This is a genomic window from Ramlibacter sp. MMS24-I3-19 (genome assembly GCF_050320135.1).
In the GTDB taxonomy this organism is placed as follows: Bacteria; Pseudomonadota; Gammaproteobacteria; order Burkholderiales; family Burkholderiaceae_C; genus Ramlibacter.
On sequence record NZ_CP190017.1, the window covers coordinates 4,521,356 to 4,540,981 of the forward strand.

Sequence of the window (19,626 nt, forward strand, 5' to 3'; positions counted from 1 at the left end):
ATGCGCGACGACGCGGACCTGATCCTCGTGGGCGGTGGCCTTGCCAACGGCCTGATCGCGTGGCGGCTGCGCCAGCAACGACCCGCCGTGCGCCTCCTGCTGCTGGAGGCTGGTGACGCCCTCGGCGGCAACCACACCTGGTCCTTCCACGACACCGACCTCACGCCCGACCAGCGACGCTGGATCGCTCCCCTGGTCCGCTGGCACTGGGCAAGCCACGAGGTGCGCTTCCCCGGCCTGCGACGCCAGCTGCAAGGCGGCTATGCGTCGATTCCGTCGGAGCAGTTCGATACCGTGCTGCGTTGGGACCTGGACGACGCCGTGTGGTTGCGGTCTGCCGTGGCCGACGTGCAGCCGCGCCAGGTGCGCCTGCAGGATGGCCGGGTGTTGCGGGCCGCCGCGGTGATCGACGGCCGCGGCCAGCCGCCGCTCGAGCACCTCGACCTGGGCTGGCAGAAGTTCCTGGGCCAGGTGCTGCAACTCGCGGCGCCGCACGGCCTCCCCGGTCCCGTGCTGATGGACGCCACCGTCGACCAGCACGACGGCTACCGGTTCATCTACACGCTGCCGCTGGACGCGCGCACGGTGCTCGTGGAGGACACCTTCTATGCCGATGGCGCGGCGCTGGACGAGGGCGCCTTGCGCGGGAACATCGGTGAGTACGCGCGCAGGCAAGGCTGGCAGGTCGAGGCGGTGCTGCGCGAGGAGCGCGGCGTGCTGCCGATCGCGCTGGGCGGCAACCCCGATGCGCTCTGGCGCGATGCGGCCGGCGTTCCGCGTGCGGGGCTCGCGGCGGCGCTGTTCCATCCGACCACGGGCTATTCACTGCCCGAGGCAGTGCGGCTCGCAGAGCACGTTGCGGCGCTGCCGGACCTGTCGGCCGACGTCCTCTTCGCGTCCATGCGGGCGCATGCGCTGGCGCGCTGGCGCCACCAGGGCTTCTTCCGGATGCTCAACCGGATGCTGTTCCGCGCCGCCGCGCCTGCCCAGCGCCGGCAGGTGATGCAGCGGTTCTACGGCCTGCCCGAACCGCTGGTGGCGCGCTTCTATGCCGGCCGCCCGAGCTGGGGCGATCGGCTGCGCATCCTGGCCGGCAAGCCGCCGGTACCGGTCGGTCCCGCACTGCGCGCTGCACTGGGCGGCCGGCGCACGCAGCACGCCATCAACCCCACGGAGGCGACATGACGACCGACACACGAGGGCCCCGCACCGCGGCCGTCATCGGCGCCGGATTCGGCGGGCTGGCCCTGGCCATCCGGCTGCAGTCCGCCGGCATCCGCACCACGCTCGTTGAAGCACGCGACAAGCCCGGCGGCCGCGCCTACTGGTGGCAGGACCAGGGGTTCACCTTCGACGCCGGTCCCACGGTGATCACCGATCCGACGGCATTGCAGGAGCTGTTCGCCCTCTCAGGCCGACGCCTGGCCGACTACGTCGACCTGCTGCCGGTCACGCCGTTCTACCGCCTGTGCTGGGAGGACGGCACGCGCTTCGACTACGCCAACGACCAGGGCGCGCTGGAAGCGCAGATCGCGGCGCGCAACTCCGCCGACGTGGAGGGCTACCGCCGCTTCCTCGCCTACTCGCGCGCCGTGTTCGCCGAGGGCTACCTGAAGCTGGGCACGGTTCCCTTCCTCAACTTCCGCAGCATGGTGCAGGCTGGTCCGCAGCTCGCGCGGCTGTCGGCCTGGCGCAGCGTGTACGGGATGGTGTCGCGCTTCATCCAGGACGAACACCTGCGGCAGGCCTTCTCCTTTCACTCGCTGCTGGTCGGCGGCAACCCGTTCGCCACCTCCTCGATCTATGCGCTGATCCACGCGCTGGAGCGCGAATGGGGCGTGTGGTTCCCGCGCGGTGGCACGGGCGCGCTGGTGCGCGGGCTGGTGAAGCTGTTCGAGGATCTCGGCGGGCGGCTGCTGCTGTCCTCGCCCGTCGATCGCATCGAGGTGGAGAACGGACGGGCCTGCGCCCTGCGCATCGGCGGTGAGCGTTTCGCCTTCGACCAGGTCGCCTCCAATGCCGACGTCGTGCAGACCTACGAGCGCCTGCTCGGGCACGTGCCCCGCGGCTTCGAGGAAGCGCGGCGCCTGAAGGGCAAGCGCTTCTCGATGTCCCTCTTCGTGCTGCATTTCGGACTGGCGCGGCCGCAACCCCAGCTGGCGCACCACACCGTCTGCTTCGGTCCGCGCTACCGCGAGTTGATCCGCGACATCTTCCATGGCGATCGCATGCCGGACGACTTCTCGCTCTACCTGCACGCGCCCTGCCGCACGGACCCGTCGCTCGCGCCCGAAGGCTGTTCGAGCCACTACGTGCTCGCGCCCGTGCCGCACCTGGGCAACGCGCCACTCGACTGGTCGGTCGAGGGGCCGAAGCTGCGCGAGCGCATCTTCGACGAGCTCGAGCTGCGCTACATGCCGAACCTGCGCCGCGACCTCGTCACCAGCCGCATGTTCACGCCGGCCGACTTCCGCGACGAGCTCGGCGCCCACCTCGGCTCGGCCTTCTCGCTGGAGCCGCTGCTCACGCAGAGCGCCTGGTTCCGCCCGCACAACCGCGACGACGTGATCTCGAACCTGTACATCGTCGGCGCCGGCACGCACCCGGGCGCCGGCGTGCCCGGCGTGGTGGGATCGGCGAAGGCGACGGCGGGCCTGATGCTGGAAGGAGCCGCACCGTGAACCAGGCGATGCTGGTCGAACAGGCCACGCGCACCATCCAGGCCGGGTCGCAGAGCTTCGCCGCCGCGACGCGCCTCTTCGATCCGCCCACGCGCGAAAGCGCGGTCCTGCTGTATGCCTGGTGCCGCCATTGCGACGACGTCGTCGACGGACAGGCGCTGGGTCACGGCCAGCTGCAGGGCGATCGCACCGGCGCCATGGAGAAGCTGCAGTGGCTGCGCGAGCAGACGCTCGCTGCCTGCCGCGGGCACCCGGGCGGCGATCCCGTGTTCGAGGGGCTGGCGGAGGTGGTGCACCGCCACCGCATCGCACCGGCGCTGCCGATGGAGCACCTCGCCGGCTTCGCAATGGACGTGCAGGGGATGCACTACGCAACGCTCGACGACACGCTGCTGTATGCCTGGCGCGTGGCGGGCGTGGTCGGCGTGATGATGGCCCGCGTCATGGGCGCCGACCGGCCCGGCACGCTCGATCGCGCCTGCGATCTCGGACTGGCGTTCCAGCTCACCAACATCGCGCGCGACGTGGTGGAGGACGCCGCCATCGGCCGCGTGTACGTACCCGGAGACTGGCTGGCCGAGGAAGGCATCGTCGGCCTCGAAGGCGTGCTGGATCCGGCCCGGCGCGAGGCGCTCGCGCGGGTGGCCGCGCGGCTCGTGGCCGCGGCGGAGCCGTACTACACCTCCGCCGTCGCCGGCATCGGCGAACTGCCGCTGCGCTGCGCGTGGTCGATCGCCACGGCGCGCGGCATCTACCGGCAGATCGGCCGCAAGGTGCGGCTGCAGGGCGAGCGGGCCTGGGACGGACGCGTCGCCACCTCGCGGATGGAGAAGCTCTGGCTGGTGGCGCGCGGCGCTGCCGTCGCGCTGGCCGCGCATGGGATCGCGCTGCCGCCCAGGCCGGCCGGCCTGTTCACGCGTCCGCTCTGACCCGCGGCAGGCGCCACCAGGGCACGTGCGGCTGCCGGTGATGCTCGAGGTGCAGGCCGAAGTGGAAGCAGGCCAGCAGCGAGACGAGCCAGGGCCAGTCCAGCGTGCGGGCGCGGTGCGCATCGGCGAAGTCGTGCACGCCAGCGGCGTGGTGGCGGTGCGGCAGCCAGGTGCCGAACGTGAACAGCTGCAGCGCGCTCAGGAGCGCCGGCAGCGCCCAGCACAGGAGCAGGTTGAGCGGTTGCGCGCTCAAGCCAACGTCGATCGCGACCACGACCGCGAGCACCGCCAGCTCACGCCATCCGAAGTACGTGCGGAAGAACTGCAGGAACCAGGACACGAAGGCACGCGGCTGCGCGCCATGGAAATCCGGGTCGTCCGCCGTGCCGGGCCGCGCGTGATGGCGGTGATGGTTCGACCGCAGGCGGTCGTAGGAGAACGCGGCGTAGACGCCCACGCACAGCTGGCCGATCGCGCGATTGGCCCACGGGTGCCCCGGTGCCAGCGACCCGTGCATGGCGTCGTGGGCGACGATGAACAGTCCCACGCTGAGCCAGGTCTGCAGCAGGACCTGCACCGGCAGCAGCCAGAGCCAGCCGCCACGAAGGGGCAGGAAGAACACTCCGGCGATGTGCAACGCGAGCCAGGCGCCGACGATGCAACCCGCCAGTGCAAGGCCGACGGTGGCCTGCCGGCGTGGGCTGCAGGCGCTCACGAGACCGATGCCCCGGACTGCTCCCCGAAGCGGCGCGCCTTCAGCTCGGCGGCCAGCCGGCGCGGATCGCGGACGACCAGGAACCCGAAGGAGACGGCGCCCTCGCGCGAACGCACCGCGTGGTGCAGCCGGTGCGCCTGCACCAGCCGGCGCATGTAGCCGTTGCGCGGCATGTAGCGGACCGGCCAGCGCTGGTGCACCACGCCGTCGTGCACGAAGCCGTACATGAGACCGTAGGCGGTCACGCCCACCGCGAGCGCCTGCAGAGCCGGCGACTGCAGCCGTCCGGCCAGCAGGAACAGCGCGATGGACAGCGCGACACCGAACAACGCATACAGGTCGTTGCGCTCGAATCCGCCGTGCCCCGACTCGTGGTGGCTGCGGTGCCAGCCCCAGCCCCAGCCGTGCATGACATAGCGGTGCGAGAGCCACGCGATGCCTTCCATCGCCACGAAGCCGGCTGCCGCCACGAGGATCCAGACCAACGCATGCATGCAGACAGTTTAAGGGGGCGATGCACCCTTTGCAGCGGGTCGATCACTCGTGTGCGAGCGAAAGCAACGACCTCACCGACCGCGTGACCCGGTCGTGAACAAGGGCGATGTCGCACCTGCCAGCCCCACCTCCGCCGCAGCGTCGAGCAGGGGCTTGCCCAGGACCTGCATGCGCTGCGGTGTCAGTCGTAGCAGGGGCCCGGCGATCGTGACCACGCCGACGGCGTCGCCGCTGCGACGGAGCACCGGGGCCGCCATCGCGCTCATGCCGGGGGCGTACTGCTCGACGATCATCGACCAGCCGCGCTTGCGGTCTTCCTCCAGCACCTTCATCAGCGCGCGGAAGGTGGTGGGCGCCTTCGGCCCGTGCTGCTTCGGGCTGCCGAAGCCTTGCCTCGCCACCAGTTCGGTGGCGCGTTCCTCGTCCAGCGTCATCAGCCAGGCGTGGCCGCCCGCGCTGCATGAAAGCCGCACGTCGATGCCCATGTCGGCGTCGTAGCGCAGGCCCGACCGCGCGCCCTGCGACTTCGCGACGAAGGTCAGGCGATCGCCGTCGACCACGGCCAGCCGCACCAGCTCGCCCGAGACTTCCGCGAGCCGGTCGATGATCGGCTGCGCGATGTCCACGATGCCCGCGCCGCCGAGGAAGCTCAGGCCCAGGGCCGACAGCTTGGTCGTCAGCACGTAGTCGCCGCGCTCGCGCAGCTGGCGCACGTAGCCGGCACGCGCCAAGTCGGCCAGCAGGCGATGGCACGCGCTCTTGGGCACGCCCAGCTCGGTGGCGAGGTCGGCGAGTGCCACGCCATGCGGTTCGTGCACCAGGGTCTCCAGCACGCGCAGGACGCGGTCCACGGTGCTGGCAGGCGTGCTGTCGTTCGTCATGTGAAATGAAGTTCCGGGCCGGAACGGCGTTCTGGCCGTGCGACCATGATGCCGCATCTCAATCAAGAAGGAGACAAGCATGCGATCCATCGCCCGTGCCATCATGCTCGGCGCCGCCGCCCTCGCCGTGGCCACCACGGCCTTCGCGCAGGACATCCAGGAGCGGACCATCAAGTTCGGCCACCTGAACAACACCGACCACCCGGTGAGCATGGGCGTGCACAAGTTCGCCGAGCTGGTGGCGGCCAAGAGCGGCGGCAAGCTGAAGGTGCAGGAGTTCCCGTCCAACCAGCTGGGCAACGAGCTGCAGCAGCAGTCGGCGCTGCAGGGCGGCGTGCAGGAGATGTCGGCGCCCGCGACCACGTCGCTGGCCGGCATCGTGAAGGAGTTCGGTCTCGTCGACTTCCCGTTCGCCGTCGCGAACTTCCAGCAGGCCGACGCGCTGCTGGATGGCCCGTTCGGCACGGCGCTGCTGCACAAGCTGCCGGAGAAGGGGCTCGTGGCGCTGGGCTACTGGGACCTGGGCTTCCGCAACGTCACCAACAGCAAGCGCCCGATCACGAAGCCCGAGGACCTCGAAGGCCTGAAGATCCGCGTGATCCCCAACCCGGTGTTCCTGGACACCTTCAAGGCGTTCAAGGCCAACCCGGTGCCGATGCCCTTCGCGGAGCTGTATGGCGCGCTGGAATCCAAGGCGGTCGACGGCCAGGAGAACCCGTTCGCGGTGATCCTGTCGAACAAGTTCTATGAAGTGAACAAGTACGTCAGCGCCACCAACCACGTCTACGCCGCCAACATCATCCTGGTGTCGAAGAAGTTCTGGGACAAGCTCTCGCCCACCGAGCAGAAGATCATGCAGGACGCGGCCAACGAGGCGCGCACCTACCAGCGCCAGGTCAGTCGCGCGGCGGCGCAGAAGGCGGTGGCCGAACTGCAGGCCAAGGGCATGCAGTACAACGAGGTCAGCCCCGAGCAGCAGGCCCGCATGCGCGACATCGCCAAGCCGGTGACCGAGAAGTTCGCCGCCAGCTACGACCCGGCGATCGTCAAGCTGTACCAGTCCGAGCTGGCGAAGGTGCGCAAGTGAGCGCCAAGCCGCTGATCCTGGTGCTGCACGGGCCGAACCTCAACCTGTTCGGCCGCCGCGAGCCCCACATCTACGGCAGCACCACGCTGGCGCAGATCAACGAAAAGCTGCAGAAGCTGGCCGGCGAACTGGGCGTGGAGCTGGACATCCTGCAGTCCAACCACGAGGGTGCGCTGGTCGACAGGTTTCACCAGCACATCGATCGCGCGGCTGGCGCGCTGCTCAATCCCGCCGGCCTGACGCAGCACGGCGTGTCGCTGCACGACGCGATCAAGGCGATGCCGTTCCCGGTGCTCGAGATCCACATGAGCAACATCGCCGCGCGCGAGGAGTGGCGCACGCACTCGATCATCTCGCCGGCGGTGAAGGCGACCATCCAGGGCCTGGGCTGGCGCTCCTACACCATGGGCCTGCGCGCACTGGCCGAGATCGTCGCCGAACCGAAGGGCGCCTGATGGACCGGGCGCTCCACATCTACTGCCGGCTGCTGGAGGCGCTGATCGCCGCCTGCCTGGCGCTGATGGTGCTGCTGGTGTTCGGCAACGTGGTGCTGCGCTACGCCTTCGACTCGGGCATCACGGTGTCCGAGGAGCTCTCGCGCTGGCTGTTCGTGTGGCTCACGTTCCTGGGCGGCGTCGTGGCCCTGCACGAGCACGCGCACCTGGGCACCGAGATCCTCGTTGCGAAGCTGGGCGTGGCCGGCAAGAAGGCCTGCCTGGTGCTCGCCTACGGCCTGATGCTCCTCATGTGCTGGATGCTGTTCAGCGGGGCGCTGCAGCAGACCCGCATCAACTGGGACGTGTCCGCGCCATCGAGCGGCGCCTCCATGGCCTGGTTCTACGCCGTCGGCCTGGTGTTCGGCGTCTCGGCCGGCCTGGTGCTGCTGAACGACCTGTTCAAGGTGGTCACCGGCCGCGTGACGGAAGCCGACCTGATCATGGTCAAGGAATCCGAGGACCAGAAGTGACGATCTTCATCTTTGTCGGATCGCTGCTGGCCGCGATGGCCATCGGCATCCCCATCTCGTTCGCCCTGCTGGTGTGCGGCGCCGCGCTGATGTGGAGCCTGGGCATGCTGGACAACCAGATCCTGGCGCAGAACCTGATCAACGGCGCGGACAGCTACCCGCTGCTGGCCGTGCCCTTCTTCCTGCTGGCCGGCGAGGTGATGAACGTCGGCGGCCTGTCGCGGCGCATCGTCAACGTGGCGCTGTACATCGTCGGCCACATCAAGGGCGGGCTGGGCTACGTGACCATCGTCGCTGCGTGCCTGCTGGCCGCGCTGTCGGGGTCGGCCATTGCCGACGCGGCGGCGCTGTCCACGCTGCTGCTGCCGATGATGGTGGCCGCGGGCCACGACAAGGCGCGTTCGGCCGGCCTGATCGCGTCGGCCGGTATCGTCGCGCCCGTCTTCCCGCCCTCGATCGGATTCGTGGTGTTCGGCGTCGCGGCCAACGTGTCGATCTCCAGGCTGTTCTTCGCGGGTATCTTCCCGGGGATCATGCTGGCCGCCTCGATCTGGGCCGTGTGGTGGTGGATGGCGCGCACGGAGAGCATCGAATCGCCGCCGCGCAAATCCCTGCGCGAGGTGCTGGTGGCCGTGCGTGACGCGGCGTGGGCGCTGGTGCTGCCCTTCATCATCATCGTCGGCCTGAAGATGGGCGTGTTCACGCCGACCGAGGCGGGCGTGGTGGCGGCGGTCTACGCCCTCTTCGTCGCCACGGTGGTCTACAAGGAACTGAAGGTCACCGACCTGTTCCGCGTGTTCGTCGCGGCCGCGCGCACCAGTTCCGTGGTGATGTTCCTGGTGGCGGCCGCGGCCGTGAGCGCGTGGCTGATCACGGTGGCCAACATCCCGGCGCAGGTCGTGGCCCTGCTGCAGCCGCTGCTGGGAAGCCCCACGCTGCTGATGATGGCCATCATGGTGCTGGTGATGATCGTCGGCACCGCGATGGACATGACGCCCACCATCCTGATCCTCACGCCGGTGCTGATGCCGCTCGTGAAGGCGGCTGGGATCGACCCGATCTACTTCGGCGTGCTGTTCATGATCAACAACGCGATCGGGCTGATCACGCCGCCCGTGGGGGTGGTGCTGAACACGGTGGCGGGCGCGGGCAAGGTGAGCATGGACGCGGTCACGCGCGGCGTGGTGCCGTTCATGGTCGCCCAGTTCATCCTCATGTTCCTGATGGTGCTGTTCCCCAAGCTCGTGCTGGTGCCCGCGCACTGGTTCTACTGAGGCGCTACTTCTTCTCCGCCGGCCGTCCGTACTTCGCCATGAAGGTCGCCGACGCGATCTTGTTCGCCTGGGTCATGAAGCCGGCGACGGCGGCGGTCGCGTCCGGCGGCAACTCCAGCTTGTCGGTCTTCAGCGCATACACCGTGAACACATAGCGGTGCGGCTTGTCCCCCGGCGGCGGGCACGGCCCGCCCCACGCGGCGAAGCCATAGTCGATGCGGTTCATCGCGGCGCCCTTGGGAAGATTTGCGCCACCTTGCGCGCCGGCGTTGGCGGCCAGTTCGGTGACGTTCGGCGGGATGTTGTAGACGAACCAGTGCCAGAAGCCCGAGCCCGTCGGCGCATCGGGGTCGTACACCGTCACGACGAAGCTCTTCGTGTCCCTGGGCGCACCGCTCCACTTGAGCGCCGGCGACTTGTTCTCGCCGTTGCAGCCGAAGACGTTGGCCTCGAACTTCCTGTCGATGGTCGAATTGGCCTTGATGTCCGGGCTTTCCAGCTTGAAGCCGGCGGCGTGGGCGTTCGCGACGCCCAGCGCCGCGAGGATCATGAGCGTGGCTCGCATGTGCGTCTCCTTCTCAGCGACGCCGCATGATGCGATCGCGGCGGCGGGGCGGCCCAGCGACGCACGCGCAGCTCCACGTAGGCGCAGTCCGACGTCAGCCATTCCGACACGTCGACGCGCCGCGCGACTATAGGTGCCGCGCCTCGGCTTGGCGACACTGGCTGGCCTGGAGTGAGCATGGCACCCAACATCGAACACCTGCAGCGCTGGAGACAGATCGCCGGCCTGGTCTGGAAGCACGGCCGTTCCGTTCGGTCGGACATCGCCGATGGTGAGCAGTCCACCAGCACCACGCGGCGGCGCGGGCGCAACCGCACCGGCTCGCCCTCGCAACAACTCGCCGACGACCTGGAGGCGATGGGCCCTGCCTACGTGAAGCTGGGCCAGGTGCTGGCCAGCCGCCCCGACCTGCTGCCGGCCGGCTACGCGAAGTCGCTCGCCCGCCTGCAGGACGACGTCAAGCCGTTCGGCTTCGACGAGGTGCGCGCCATCGTCGAGGAAGAGCTGGGAGCGCGGCTGTCGAAGGCGTTCTCCTCGTTCGATCCCGAGCCGATCGCGGCAGCATCGCTTGGCCAGGTGCACTCCGCCACCTTGCGGGACGGCACCGAGGTCGTGGTGAAGGTGCAGCGCCCCGGCGTCGCGAAGCAGGTGGCCGAGGAATTCGACGTGCTCACCCGCATCGCGCAGTTCCTCGACGCCCACACCGAGGTCGGCCGGCGCCATCGCGTGCGCGAGATGCTGGAGGAGTTCCGCGCCTCGATCCAGGAGGAGCTCGACTACGAGCGCGAAGCCGAGAACCTGGTGGCCGTCGGTCGCAACCTGGCCGAATTCGAGCGCCTCGTGGTGCCGCAGCCGATTCCGGATTACTGCACCCGGCGCGTGCTCACGATGGAGCGCGTGCGCGGCACGAAGATCACCAAGGTGTCGGCGTTCTCCCGCCTGAACATGGACGGCACGGCGCTGCTGGACGAGCTGTTCCATGCGTACCTGAAGCAGGTGCTCGTCGACGGCCTGTTCCACGCCGACCCGCATCCGGGCAACGTGTTCATCACCGACGATGGCCGGCTTGCGCTGCTGGACCTGGGCATGGTGGGCCGCACCTCGCCCGACATGCAGGACAACCTGATGAAGATCCTGATCGCGGTGAGCAACGGGCGCAGCGAGCAGGCGGCCGACGCGATCATCCAGATCAGCGAGCGCGGCGAACGGGACGAGGCCACGCGGTTCCGCCGGCGCATGGGCGTGCTGGTGGCTTCGCAGCAGGGCCGCGGGCTCAAGCACATCAACGTCGGCCAGACGCTGCTGGACATCAGCCGCATCGCGGCCGACTGCGGCCTCTTCGTGCCGAGCGAACTCACGCTGCTGGCCAAGACGCTGCTGCAGCTCGACGAGATCGGCCGCGTGCTCGATCCGGAATTCGATCCCAACGCCGCGGTTCGCCGGCACGCCGCCACGCTCACGACCCGGCGCATGAAGCGGGAGGCCACCGAAGGCAGCCTGCTCACCGCGGCGATGGAATTCAAGAGCTTCGCGTCGGGCCTGCCGCATCGCGTGAACCGGATCATGGACGCGGTCGCGAACCGCGAGCTCGAAGTCAAGGTGCGCGCGATGGATGCGGCCGACGTGATCGAGGGCATGCAGAAGATCGCCAACCGCGTGACGTCCGGCCTGATCCTGGCCGCGCTGATCGTCGGCGCCGCACTGCTGATGCGCGTCAACACGGACTTCCAGGTCCTGGGCTACCCGGGCTTCGCCATCGTGTGCTTCATCTCCGCGGCACTGGGCGGCGTCTTCCTGCTGGTGAACATCTTCCTGCAGGACCGGGCCTATCGGAAATCGCGCGGCTGACCGCACCCGGCATCAAGGCTTCACGAACTTCAGGACGAATTCGTCCTTGGGCATGGGCGGCTCGGGCGTGTTGCGATCGCGCGGGTCCTGCGGGTTGCGCAGGAAGTCTCCGCGGGCCAGCAGGCGGAAGCCGGCGTCCTGCACTTCTCGCACGACGAACGCCTCTTCGACCCGATGCAGGGTGCCGGACTCGGAGATGCCCGTACCGGCTCGGCCCGAGTGGTCGGCAATGACGTAGAGCCCGCCCGGCTTCAGCGCGCGGAAGATCGCGCGGTTCATCGCGGCACGGTCCACGCCCAGGTGGCCGAGGTCGTGGTAGTTGAACATCAGCGTGACGAGGTCCAGGCCGCCGTTCGCCACTTCCGGTGGCGCGGGATCTTCGAAGGGCCGCGTCACCGCCAAGAGATTGCCGACCTTGGCAGCGCGTTCTGCCAGTGTCGGCATGATGGTCGGCTCAGGGGCCGGCGGCCGCGGCGCTGCCAGTCCCTCGGGCTGCGCAGGCGGAGGCCGCACGGCGGCCGGAGAGGGCGGGCGCTGCCCATACACATGGCCAGCCGGTCCCACGGCCCGCGCGAGCAGCTCCGTGGTGTAGCCCCGGCCCGCGCTCACGTCGAGCGCCGTGATCCCGGGCCGCACGCCGATGAAGGCCAGCATCTCGGCCGGCTTGCGCCGCTGGTCGTTGATGCGATCCGCCGCGGCGCGGTCAGGGCTGGCCACGACGGACGCGTAGCGCTGCGCCGGCTCCTGTGGCGCAGCGCACGCGACAAGAACCAGCACACCGGCGGCGAGGCAGGCTCTCGCGACGACAAGCCAGGGCATGTGGGGCATGACGGACTCCTGGAGGGAGCGTGGATTCTGCGGGAACGTTCGCCGCTTCAGGTGCGGTCTTGCTCGAGACGGCCCTGTGCCAACTGTCGCGTGCGGAGGAACTCTCTCCCGGTCGGCGTGACGCGCACCCACTCGCCCCCATTTGCGTCGCGGCTGCAGGCCAGCAGGCCCCGCAGGTTGGCTTCCTCCCAGACCGGCAGGCGTGGGCACGACGTCTTCCACGCGTCCATGACGTCCGGGTACGGACGACCGCCACCGATCCATGCGATCAAGTCGGCAACGAGGGGTTCGACTGTGTCGGTCATGCAGCGGCTTTGCGACAGGCGAGACGATACGCTTTGCCGCGCAAACGCGCGGCTTGCGCTCGAACACTGTCGCGGCTGCTGGGCTGCGCCTACGCGACGGCGCTGTGCATGCCCATCTCTTCAACGCGGAAGGCGCCGACCGCCGAGGCTGTCGCCGGCGGGCCTGCGCTTCCTCGCGGTGCGCTTCGCTGCGCAGGCGCTGGTGCTCCGCCAGCTTCTCGATCGCCGCCAGGCAGGACTTCGCCTTTGGGTACCAGGTCTCCATCACGATCCTGGTGACGTCCTCTCCTGCCTCCTTTCGCTTGGTCAACGCGATGCGGCTGCTCGTGAATTCCCCGCGCGGCTTGCTGATGTCCTGCACCATGCGAAGTGCGACGCGCCCGCCAGGTCGAGCAAGACCAGATGACTCAGCTCCTGCTGTGGAACACCAGGGACCGCTTCCGTCACGAGCGCCGCGTTGGTTCGCCGCAGCAGGCGAATGTCACGGATTCGAACGCCGGACGCGACCTTTGACGTAGCCATTTCGCCTGCCGGATGCAGACGAAGGCGTGCACTTGAACGCTTCCTTCGAGCATCCAATCGCAACAGCAATGTTGTCCTACGTCGGACTTCACTCCCGCAGACAAGGCAGCGTGGTGGCATCCCGGGACGATCCACCTGCCGCGAATGGTTCGCCGGTGGAGCAAGCTTCGATGACACCAACAATCAGCAGTGCCGCCCGCACTCGGCTGGCGCTTGTCGCGTTCGCGTCCCTGTGGCTGGGTGCCTGCGGAGGTGGCGGCGGTGGCGACACCGTTGCGGCGGCGCCTTCCCCTTGCCGGCGGCTTCAGGCGCTCCGGCACCAGGCGCTGGCACGCCCTCGCCCTCGGCGCCCACGGGTGGACCAGCCACCTCGCCGCCACCGGCGGCGGGTCCGTCGGCGGGCCCCTCACCCGCCACTGCACCGTCCTCGGCGGGACCATCGCCAGCGCCGGCGGGCGCTTCCCAGTTCGTCGCGTTTGGCCCGTCGACCGTGGTGAGCAGCCTGCCGCCATCTCCTCCAGCTCACTCCAGCGATGTGGCACGGTTGAACGCCGGCGGGGGAGTCACTGTGTGGACTGATGGCAAGACGGTGCAGGCGCAACGCTTCGATGCGAACGGCAACGCCATCGGGAGCCCCATCGCGGTGGCGACCGACACCAACGGCGTCAGCCTCCCCCGCGTTGCGCAGCTGGCGGGCGGGGGCTGGGTCGTCGTCTGGAAGGCGTCGTACCCTCCCTACCCCGGCCCTACGTTCAGCCGCTTGCCAACCGTGAAGCTGCAGTTCAAGCGTTTTGCCGCGGATGGCACGCAGGTTCAGGACACGACCGACTTCGAGCCGGCCATCGCCATGGGCGGGTTCGACGTCAAGGGAACGGCGGACGGGGGATTTGCAGTTGCCAGCTCGATCGTTCCCGGGCCTGTCCATTCGGACGCCTTCCTGCAGCGCTTCGACGCGAACGGCTCGCCGGTTGGAACACCGCAAACCGGCCGTCTTCCGGCTGGAGAGAGCGAGTCGACAAACGGCGGCGAAACGAATCCCTGGCTGGTCGCCCTGCCCGACAACAGCCTGGTGATGCTTTGGTTCCGGAAAATTGGAGGCACCACACAGGGCAAGGTCTGGATGCAGCACTTCGATGCGAAGTCGGCTCCCATCGGGGATGCTGTTGCGTTCGAACAGACGCTGCAGGATGGAGTCGACCCCGCCGGGACGGGTACCGGATTCGCAGCAGCAGCCCTGTCGGACGCCCGTATCGCGCTGACATGGAGCGAGTTTCTGGCGGCCAACGACCCAACGCCGCGCAGGCAGTTCTGGCTCATCGCGGACCAGGCGGGCGGTGTCCAGACGCCAGTGGGCGCCATGTCGGTGGGGCGAGGCATTGACGGGATTGCCGTGTCCCCGCCGCCAGCGGAGGCTTCACCCTCTTCTCGCAACCTGCGGCGCAGGGACCGGCCTTGGCAGTCCAGCAGAGCATCGACGTCCTGTCAGTGGACAACAAAGGCGCCGCGCAAGGGACCTGGGACACCTTGATCAGCCGGCTGACGTCGGGGCCGAACAGCGGCCCCGTCGATACGGCCTACAGCGTCGCCGGCGGGCCTGACGGGCACTATGTGGTGAGCTTCCAGCAGGCTGTCGCGCCCAACGGCGGCAAGCTCGATGTGCTGGGCAAGTGAGTACGAGCCGGATCGAGCGAGGCTCTCTTCACGAACCAAGCCCCCCTTCAGAGGGCATCACGGGCAACACAGACGAAGTGAGCCGGCATGCGCTGAGTGAGTACAGCGAGCCGGCTCGTGGTCAAACATAGAGAAATCAAAAGATCGCTTCTACCTTCTCGATATCAGACTCCTTTTCTGTCCAACGAGCCTTCACTTTACCGAGCCCTCACCGAATACGAGCCTCAGCCCAGTGTTTCGGGGCTCTCTGGTTGTAGCTGCGCGGACTGCAATCGCAGCTGGAACAACCTTGGCCCGTCCCGCTTGCCTACAACGTTCGGACACCGCCAGAAGCTGAGGGCCCTATTCGAAACGCGACCTCTGCGCTGCGATGAACCCCTCGCAGTCTTAGCCGTGGCGTGCGCACCTGTTCGAATTGACAGAGCTTTGTCGCGCCGGTGCAGAAAGGCGCCGGCGTCGAGCAGTGTCATCACGGCCTGAACCGCGCACATGCCATTACCATCGGACCGCAATAGCTTCGGATCGGTACTCAGGACTCATGAACGCACGCAGCGCCGAGGAGCCGCTCCTCTGGCTCGCTCTGTTGGGATTCGCTCCGGACGAGGAGTTGGCCATTTGGTCGGCCCTCGAGGCGGATGCAACTGCCGCGTGCTGGCGTCCTGGCGATCTCTCCACGGCGAATGCCTGCCTGGTGCACGGCGGCCGTATCGAGCATTTGGGCGACTCCCGGTTCGACGTCCTTGCCGGCCCCCCGAATCAGCAGTCCGTCAGGATCGATCTGCAGGAGATGAGCAGGCCAGTGGCCTTTGCGTCGCCTGTGCCAACGACATTGCAAGTTCGGCATCAGTTCTCGCTGGAAGAACCCGAGGCGATATGCCAAGCCGTATCGCGACTTCGTGGCGGGCTGCTTGCCTTGCGCACTCGCTTTGCACTCGGTCGCGAGATCGTGCGGGCAGGCCCGTCCCTGCGACACGGCGCGTTCCAGCTACTCGGCGCTGATGGCAATCTGCTTGCGCAGCTTGATTTCAGGATCGGGCGGGCAGCACTGTCGCAGCTGTTGACGGCAGCCGACGTGGAGGTTGCCAAGTGGAGCAAAACCGGAACATTGCGGGACGTGCCCGCCGACTTCGTGGTCATGGCCACCGCCGAACTGTCCTGGACGTACGCGAAGCACTCCGAAGTGGATCTTCTGCCTAGCTCCTACTACGAGCGGCCAGTCTTCTATCGTGGCCCGCCGCGAGTGCCGCTGGGGTGGCTGAGCGATGGCCAACTAGCGGTTCTGACCGAACTCACAGCAAACCCGCAGATGCTCGAGGAGCTCGCAGCGCGGACGCGCATGCCGATTGAACGCGCGGTCGCCGCACTGACCCCGCTGTACTTTGCTTCGGCGATTACAAGTTCGCCTTCCAAAGCGGCGCTGGAGTGGCATCGCCGCGTGGGATACGCGGCGCTTTCCACAGGGGGAGACCCGGCTCCGAGCATTGCCCCCGAGAACGCCGAGCCGCCCGGTTTCCAGGCCTCGACGGTGCCTGGGGCTCTGCGCCCTCGGTGAACGGTCGGGCGACCGCATTGGGGGCCCTCGGGTGACGCGATGGCAGCCTACGCAGCCCCCGCTTGCATGATCAGGGGCGCGGGAACGGTCTGGAACTGCCGCGAAAGGCCATCGTTGATAGACGGGCTCGACGTCGTCATGCCCGATGCCTCGGTCGCGCACATCAAGTCTGCCGCGTCCAAGCCAGCGCTGGACGCGCCACGAGACGACGTGTCGGCCCACCTCGCTGCCCTGGCCGGCGAACTCGTGATCGCGCACGCCACGAAGAGACATGCAAGGTCAAGGCGCACCTGCTCCAGCGACATGCCCGTGCGCACCCGCAGGTCCATGAGGGTCGCAGGTTCGGCGTGAAGCTCGCGCATCAGTGCCAGTTGCGAGTCGGAAATCCACTGGACCGGCACCTTCGGCGCGCCGCGATAGTAGATGGGGCTGCCGAGGTAACGCGTCGGAAGCACGTTCTCCTCTGTGTGGCGAACGTAGGTCCAGGCCAGCTGCGAAACCGTGGTCTGAACGAAAGCGGGTGGCAAGTCGCCGGCACTCGGCGGTCTGGAGACCCACTCGGCACATGCAATTTGACCAGGTTCCACGTCGGGAGCCAGCCCCACTCGCCCGGTACGGAAGTTGGCAACAGCCAGTAGACGGCCACTGCCAAGCAGGTGAAAGACGCGGTGCCGAAGCGCACTTCCACGCGAGAGGATCAACCGACCAAGCTCGAACTGCACGCGACGAGGCCTCAGCCAGGTTGCGACGTGATCGAGGGTTCGGCCGAGCGTATCGATGGCGCTCAGATCGAAACTGGAAAGAGGCTCGATGGAGTCCGGGAGCGGAGTCGAGAAAGAGATTGGCCGGTTGACGTCCTGCAGCCCGAGCTTGATCGAACGCTCGGTCGGCATTCCTGGCGCGACACGGATGGTGCCTGCGTCGCCCGTCGTCACCTTCGTTCCCTTGACCAGCCAGGCATCGGCATCCTGGAATGCACTGAGCCGCCACTGAACGGGCCCGCGATGCTGCTGCGCAGCCTGGTTGATCTGATTGCGCTCGCTTGAGTCGAAACCCGCCAAACCGAGCCAGAGAATTGGCCGCTCGGTACCAACCGCCTGTCCGTGCATGTCTCACATTTTGTAATTCAACACACATCTAGTGCTGTAGGACAAGCTCGCGTGGTTGAGCAAGGCAGTGCCGGATGAGTCGGCGGGCATCAAAATCAAAAGCGCGTCTGGATCGACGCGGCTCATGGTGCCCGCGTATTCGGAACGCACAGACGATGTGCGAGCGGCCGGTGCGGAGAGGGGTGCGTATGGTTGACACTGACGACGGGGTGCCGAGGCTGGCGGGGCCGGCAGGACTCCGGCAGCTATGGCGCAACAAGCGCCGCAGCGGCGAGGGAATGGACAGCATCATCAGGAACCTGCGTGAGCAGGAGGCCGCCGGACAAGAGCCGCGCGTCGACGCAGACGCGGCACATGATGCTGACCCGAGTTCTCCTACACGCTGAGCGCAAATTCGCGCACCACGACCAGCGGGAGCTCCTGACGCGATCCGCCCGACAGTAGATGCAGCATGCCGTCAGCAGCGACGGCAATGGATCAGCAGCACCCCCCCAATCACAAGCCCGCGGCGCCCGTCACCGAAACTCCTGTGAAGCGGCGCGGGTACTCCGGCCGCGGCGCGGCGTCGGCTTTGGAGACCCTCAAGAAGCTGGAGCGGGTGAACCCCAAACGCGCTGATCTGGACCAGCAGAAGCGGTTCTGGTCTTGAACGTCGCCCGACGTGCTTGCCCCCGAGTTGGTGAGCTTCACGTACCAGCTCGACCACGGTCGCTATGGGCCAGTTCGGGGTTGCTGGAATCCGAACGAAGGATCCACCTGTCGATCATCGAGCGCTCTCAGCGTCTCGCTCCTGATCTTGATGGCGATGGTGAGGCAATGGACCGTCACGGGCTTGTCCGCTCTGCGCATGTCCTCACGCAGGCTGTACAGCCTGGCCAGACTGGTGAGGATCTCATCCCGGCGGTCCTGCGCGTCAGTTGAGCGATTCATGAGGGGCGAGTGCTTTCAAGCGCACATCGAATGTTAACCCCGCCCGTGCCCATCAACGACGCGCGTTTGGTGCGCCTGGCCTCCGGGTTCCACCGACAGCGAAGAGCGGCCTTGCTTGCGCGCCGCTTGCATCGGCGCTGCCAATGACGGGCAGTGCGACGCCGCTTTGATCCAAGTCAAGGCGGAAGCTTCGCGAAGGCTCCACCCTTTCGGACCTACGGATGGAGGCCGATCGTGCCCGAGCACTCAAGAATCACCTTCCTGCTGGATGTCCGGCTCAAAGAGGAGTTCTTCCGTTTCTGCAAGGCAAGGCAGCAGCCCGCGTCAGACGTGGTTCGGGAGCTGATGCAGCAGTGGATTCGGGGAGCCTCCGCTGGAGATGGCATCGTTCCCCTGAAGGTCGTGAGGAGCCTCGGCCTTCAGCAAGCGGCGCGGTCGTTGCCGGTCCATGACCGCAAAGTGAATCGAGGCTCACGCCCGCGCAGTTCCGGCCCTTCAGAGCCCTAGCCTGGCCGTCCGCCAAAGTATCTCCAGTGCCCTTCGGAGATGACGTTGACGGTGCCGTCGACGACCTCGATGGCGGTCTGGTCGTCGATGGCATACGACGGGTTCCCCAGCCCCGCGGCCCAACGCTCCGCATAAGGCATGGCGTTCTCCGGAAACTCCGGGTAATCGAGGTGAGGGAAGATGGAAAAGTCGACGAGGCCCAGCCCCTCGTCGCTGCCGGTGATCGAAGGCTTCATCTCGACGAAGGCGTCGCCCACGCGCGGCGTCATCGCCATGCTTCCGGCGCTCAGCCCCATCCACACCTTGTCGGGCAATGACGCCAGCAGGTCGGCGAGGCCCGACTTGCGCATCCAGTGAGCCAGGAACACGGCATCGCCGCCGTCGGCCAGCAGGATGTCGGCGTTGCGCACCCAGGTCGTCCATCGCTCGCGGGGGATGTGCGGCAGCACCGTGAGTTCGAGCAGGCCCACCGATTTCCACCCGAGCTCGACCATCGGGCAGGGCGTCTGCCGGCCGCTGACGAAGCGCCAGGCGCCGGCCGCCGTGCCCTGCGGGTGGCCGTAATGGGCCGTGGGGATGCAAAGCGCCTGGCAGTCGGCGACTGGCTTGCCCAGCAGCTTGAGCAGCGCCTTGTGGATGCTGGCGTTCTTCACACCCGCGGAAGTCAGCAGAAGCTTCACGACTCGTCCTCTCGAAGAAGTGCCTGCGATGCCGGATGGCGCCGCCTACGATCCACGACGAACGATGGTCCGGATTCTCG

General features: G+C 67.8%; 21 protein-coding genes. 13 read left to right on the forward strand and 8 right to left on the reverse strand.

From position 1 onward, the window contains the following. Genes crtY through ACPWT1_RS22440 form a run of 3 tightly spaced genes read left to right on the forward strand, consistent with a single transcriptional unit; the run spans nucleotide 1 to nucleotide 3,610 of the window. Nucleotides 1-1,185 carry a lycopene beta-cyclase CrtY gene (gene crtY, locus ACPWT1_RS22430; protein WP_427913339.1) on the forward strand — a complete coding sequence of 395 codons (1,185 nt, stop codon included), beginning with the start codon at nucleotides 1-3 and terminating at the stop codon, nucleotides 1,183-1,185. After that, nucleotides 1,182-2,681, forward strand: a complete 1,500-nt coding sequence (locus ACPWT1_RS22435) for a phytoene desaturase (RefSeq protein WP_427913340.1) — start codon at nucleotides 1,182-1,184, stop codon at nucleotides 2,679-2,681. Before crtY ends, ACPWT1_RS22435 begins: the two co-directional genes overlap by 4 nt. Next, the gene (locus ACPWT1_RS22440) at nucleotides 2,678-3,610 is read left to right on the forward strand and encodes a phytoene/squalene synthase family protein (RefSeq protein ID WP_427913341.1); all 933 of its coding nucleotides are present in this window, start codon (nucleotides 2,678-2,680) and stop codon (nucleotides 3,608-3,610) included. Before ACPWT1_RS22435 ends, ACPWT1_RS22440 begins: the two co-directional genes overlap by 4 nt. On the opposite strand, the gene ACPWT1_RS22445 is transcribed toward ACPWT1_RS22440, so the two are convergent. The 3 genes from ACPWT1_RS22445 to ACPWT1_RS22455 form a co-directional block, all read right to left on the reverse strand. Then, nucleotides 3,594-4,325, reverse strand: a complete 732-nt coding sequence (locus ACPWT1_RS22445) for a fatty acid desaturase (RefSeq protein ID WP_427913342.1) — start codon at nucleotides 4,323-4,325, stop codon at nucleotides 3,594-3,596. The two genes, ACPWT1_RS22440 and ACPWT1_RS22445, sit on opposite strands and share 17 nt — an antisense overlap. Further along, nucleotides 4,322-4,819 carry a sterol desaturase family protein gene (locus tag ACPWT1_RS22450; RefSeq protein ID WP_427913343.1) on the reverse strand — a complete coding sequence of 166 codons (498 nt, stop codon included), beginning with the start codon at nucleotides 4,817-4,819 and terminating at the stop codon, nucleotides 4,322-4,324. The genes ACPWT1_RS22445 and ACPWT1_RS22450 overlap by 4 nt, the downstream gene beginning before the upstream one ends. A 72-nt stretch (nucleotides 4,820-4,891) precedes the next feature. Further along, nucleotides 4,892-5,701 (reverse strand): IclR family transcriptional regulator, encoded by an 810-nt coding sequence (locus ACPWT1_RS22455; RefSeq protein WP_427913344.1) that lies wholly within the window; start codon nucleotides 5,699-5,701, stop codon nucleotides 4,892-4,894. A 79-nt stretch (nucleotides 5,702-5,780) separates the two neighbouring features. On the opposite strand from ACPWT1_RS22455, the gene ACPWT1_RS22460 reads away from it, so the two are divergent. From ACPWT1_RS22460 to ACPWT1_RS22475, 4 genes are read left to right on the forward strand one after another with little or no spacing between them, the layout of a single operon-like run. After that, complete coding sequence (locus ACPWT1_RS22460; protein WP_427913345.1) at nucleotides 5,781-6,788, forward strand: TRAP transporter substrate-binding protein; 1,008 nt, start codon at nucleotides 5,781-5,783, stop codon at nucleotides 6,786-6,788. Beyond that, nucleotides 6,785-7,243, forward strand: a complete 459-nt coding sequence (locus tag ACPWT1_RS22465) for a type II 3-dehydroquinate dehydratase (protein ID WP_427913346.1) — start codon at nucleotides 6,785-6,787, stop codon at nucleotides 7,241-7,243. The genes ACPWT1_RS22460 and ACPWT1_RS22465 overlap by 4 nt, the downstream gene beginning before the upstream one ends. Next, nucleotides 7,243-7,755, forward strand: a complete 513-nt coding sequence (locus tag ACPWT1_RS22470) for a TRAP transporter small permease (protein ID WP_427913347.1) — start codon at nucleotides 7,243-7,245, stop codon at nucleotides 7,753-7,755. Before ACPWT1_RS22465 ends, ACPWT1_RS22470 begins: the two co-directional genes overlap by 1 nt. Then, on the forward strand, nucleotides 7,752-9,029 hold the full coding sequence (locus ACPWT1_RS22475; RefSeq protein WP_427913348.1) for a TRAP transporter large permease subunit: 1,278 nt from the start codon (nucleotides 7,752-7,754) through the stop codon (nucleotides 9,027-9,029). Before ACPWT1_RS22470 ends, ACPWT1_RS22475 begins: the two co-directional genes overlap by 4 nt. A gap of 4 nt (nucleotides 9,030-9,033) precedes the next feature. Here the strand turns inward: ACPWT1_RS22475 and ACPWT1_RS22480 are convergent, their stop codons facing one another. Then, nucleotides 9,034-9,594, reverse strand: a complete 561-nt coding sequence (locus ACPWT1_RS22480) for a YbhB/YbcL family Raf kinase inhibitor-like protein (protein WP_427913349.1) — start codon at nucleotides 9,592-9,594, stop codon at nucleotides 9,034-9,036. Between the two features lie 177 nt (nucleotides 9,595-9,771). On the opposite strand from ACPWT1_RS22480, the gene ACPWT1_RS22485 reads away from it, so the two are divergent. Next, the gene (locus ACPWT1_RS22485; protein WP_427913350.1) at nucleotides 9,772-11,442 is read left to right on the forward strand and encodes an ABC1 kinase family protein; all 1,671 of its coding nucleotides are present in this window, start codon (nucleotides 9,772-9,774) and stop codon (nucleotides 11,440-11,442) included. A 12-nt stretch (nucleotides 11,443-11,454) separates the two neighbouring features. Here ACPWT1_RS22485 and ACPWT1_RS22490 read toward each other — a convergent pair whose 3' ends face one another. Continuing rightward, nucleotides 11,455-12,270 (reverse strand): class I SAM-dependent methyltransferase, encoded by an 816-nt coding sequence (locus ACPWT1_RS22490; protein WP_427913351.1) that lies wholly within the window; start codon nucleotides 12,268-12,270, stop codon nucleotides 11,455-11,457. A gap of 47 nt (nucleotides 12,271-12,317) precedes the next feature. Next, complete coding sequence (locus ACPWT1_RS22495) at nucleotides 12,318-12,575, reverse strand: 3-phosphoglycerate dehydrogenase (protein WP_427913352.1); 258 nt, start codon at nucleotides 12,573-12,575, stop codon at nucleotides 12,318-12,320. A gap of 1,111 nt (nucleotides 12,576-13,686) precedes the next feature. Here ACPWT1_RS22495 and ACPWT1_RS22500 point away from each other — a divergent pair. The 3 genes from ACPWT1_RS22500 to ACPWT1_RS22510 all read left to right on the forward strand — a co-directional run bounded on the left by ACPWT1_RS22500 (nucleotide 13,687) and on the right by ACPWT1_RS22510 (nucleotide 16,320). Next, the gene (locus tag ACPWT1_RS22500; RefSeq protein WP_427913353.1) at nucleotides 13,687-14,625 is read left to right on the forward strand and encodes a hypothetical protein; all 939 of its coding nucleotides are present in this window, start codon (nucleotides 13,687-13,689) and stop codon (nucleotides 14,623-14,625) included. Further along, a complete protein-coding gene (locus tag ACPWT1_RS22505) occupies nucleotides 14,622-14,768 on the forward strand; it encodes a hypothetical protein (protein ID WP_427913354.1) in 147 nt (48 codons plus the stop codon). Before ACPWT1_RS22500 ends, ACPWT1_RS22505 begins: the two co-directional genes overlap by 4 nt. A gap of 538 nt (nucleotides 14,769-15,306) precedes the next feature. Next, the gene (locus ACPWT1_RS22510; RefSeq protein ID WP_427913355.1) at nucleotides 15,307-16,320 is read left to right on the forward strand and encodes a hypothetical protein; all 1,014 of its coding nucleotides are present in this window, start codon (nucleotides 15,307-15,309) and stop codon (nucleotides 16,318-16,320) included. Nucleotides 16,321-16,367: 47 nt separating this feature from the next. On the opposite strand, the gene ACPWT1_RS22515 is transcribed toward ACPWT1_RS22510, so the two are convergent. Further along, nucleotides 16,368-17,429, reverse strand: a complete 1,062-nt coding sequence (locus ACPWT1_RS22515; protein ID WP_427913356.1) for a hypothetical protein — start codon at nucleotides 17,427-17,429, stop codon at nucleotides 16,368-16,370. Between the two features lie 472 nt (nucleotides 17,430-17,901). On the opposite strand from ACPWT1_RS22515, the gene ACPWT1_RS22520 reads away from it, so the two are divergent. Together ACPWT1_RS22520 and ACPWT1_RS22525 are read left to right on the forward strand one after the other, a co-directional pair. Further along, nucleotides 17,902-18,078, forward strand: coding sequence for a hypothetical protein (locus ACPWT1_RS22520; RefSeq protein WP_427913357.1), 177 nt, complete (start codon nucleotides 17,902-17,904; stop codon nucleotides 18,076-18,078). 515 nt (nucleotides 18,079-18,593) lie between these two features. Beyond that, a complete protein-coding gene (locus ACPWT1_RS22525; protein ID WP_427913358.1) occupies nucleotides 18,594-18,866 on the forward strand; it encodes a hypothetical protein in 273 nt (90 codons plus the stop codon). On the opposite strand, the gene ACPWT1_RS22530 is transcribed toward ACPWT1_RS22525, so the two are convergent. Further along, a complete protein-coding gene (locus ACPWT1_RS22530) occupies nucleotides 18,863-19,546 on the reverse strand; it encodes a Type 1 glutamine amidotransferase-like domain-containing protein (protein ID WP_427913359.1) in 684 nt (227 codons plus the stop codon). The two genes, ACPWT1_RS22525 and ACPWT1_RS22530, sit on opposite strands and share 4 nt — an antisense overlap. Nucleotides 19,547-19,626: the final 80 nt, after the last annotated feature.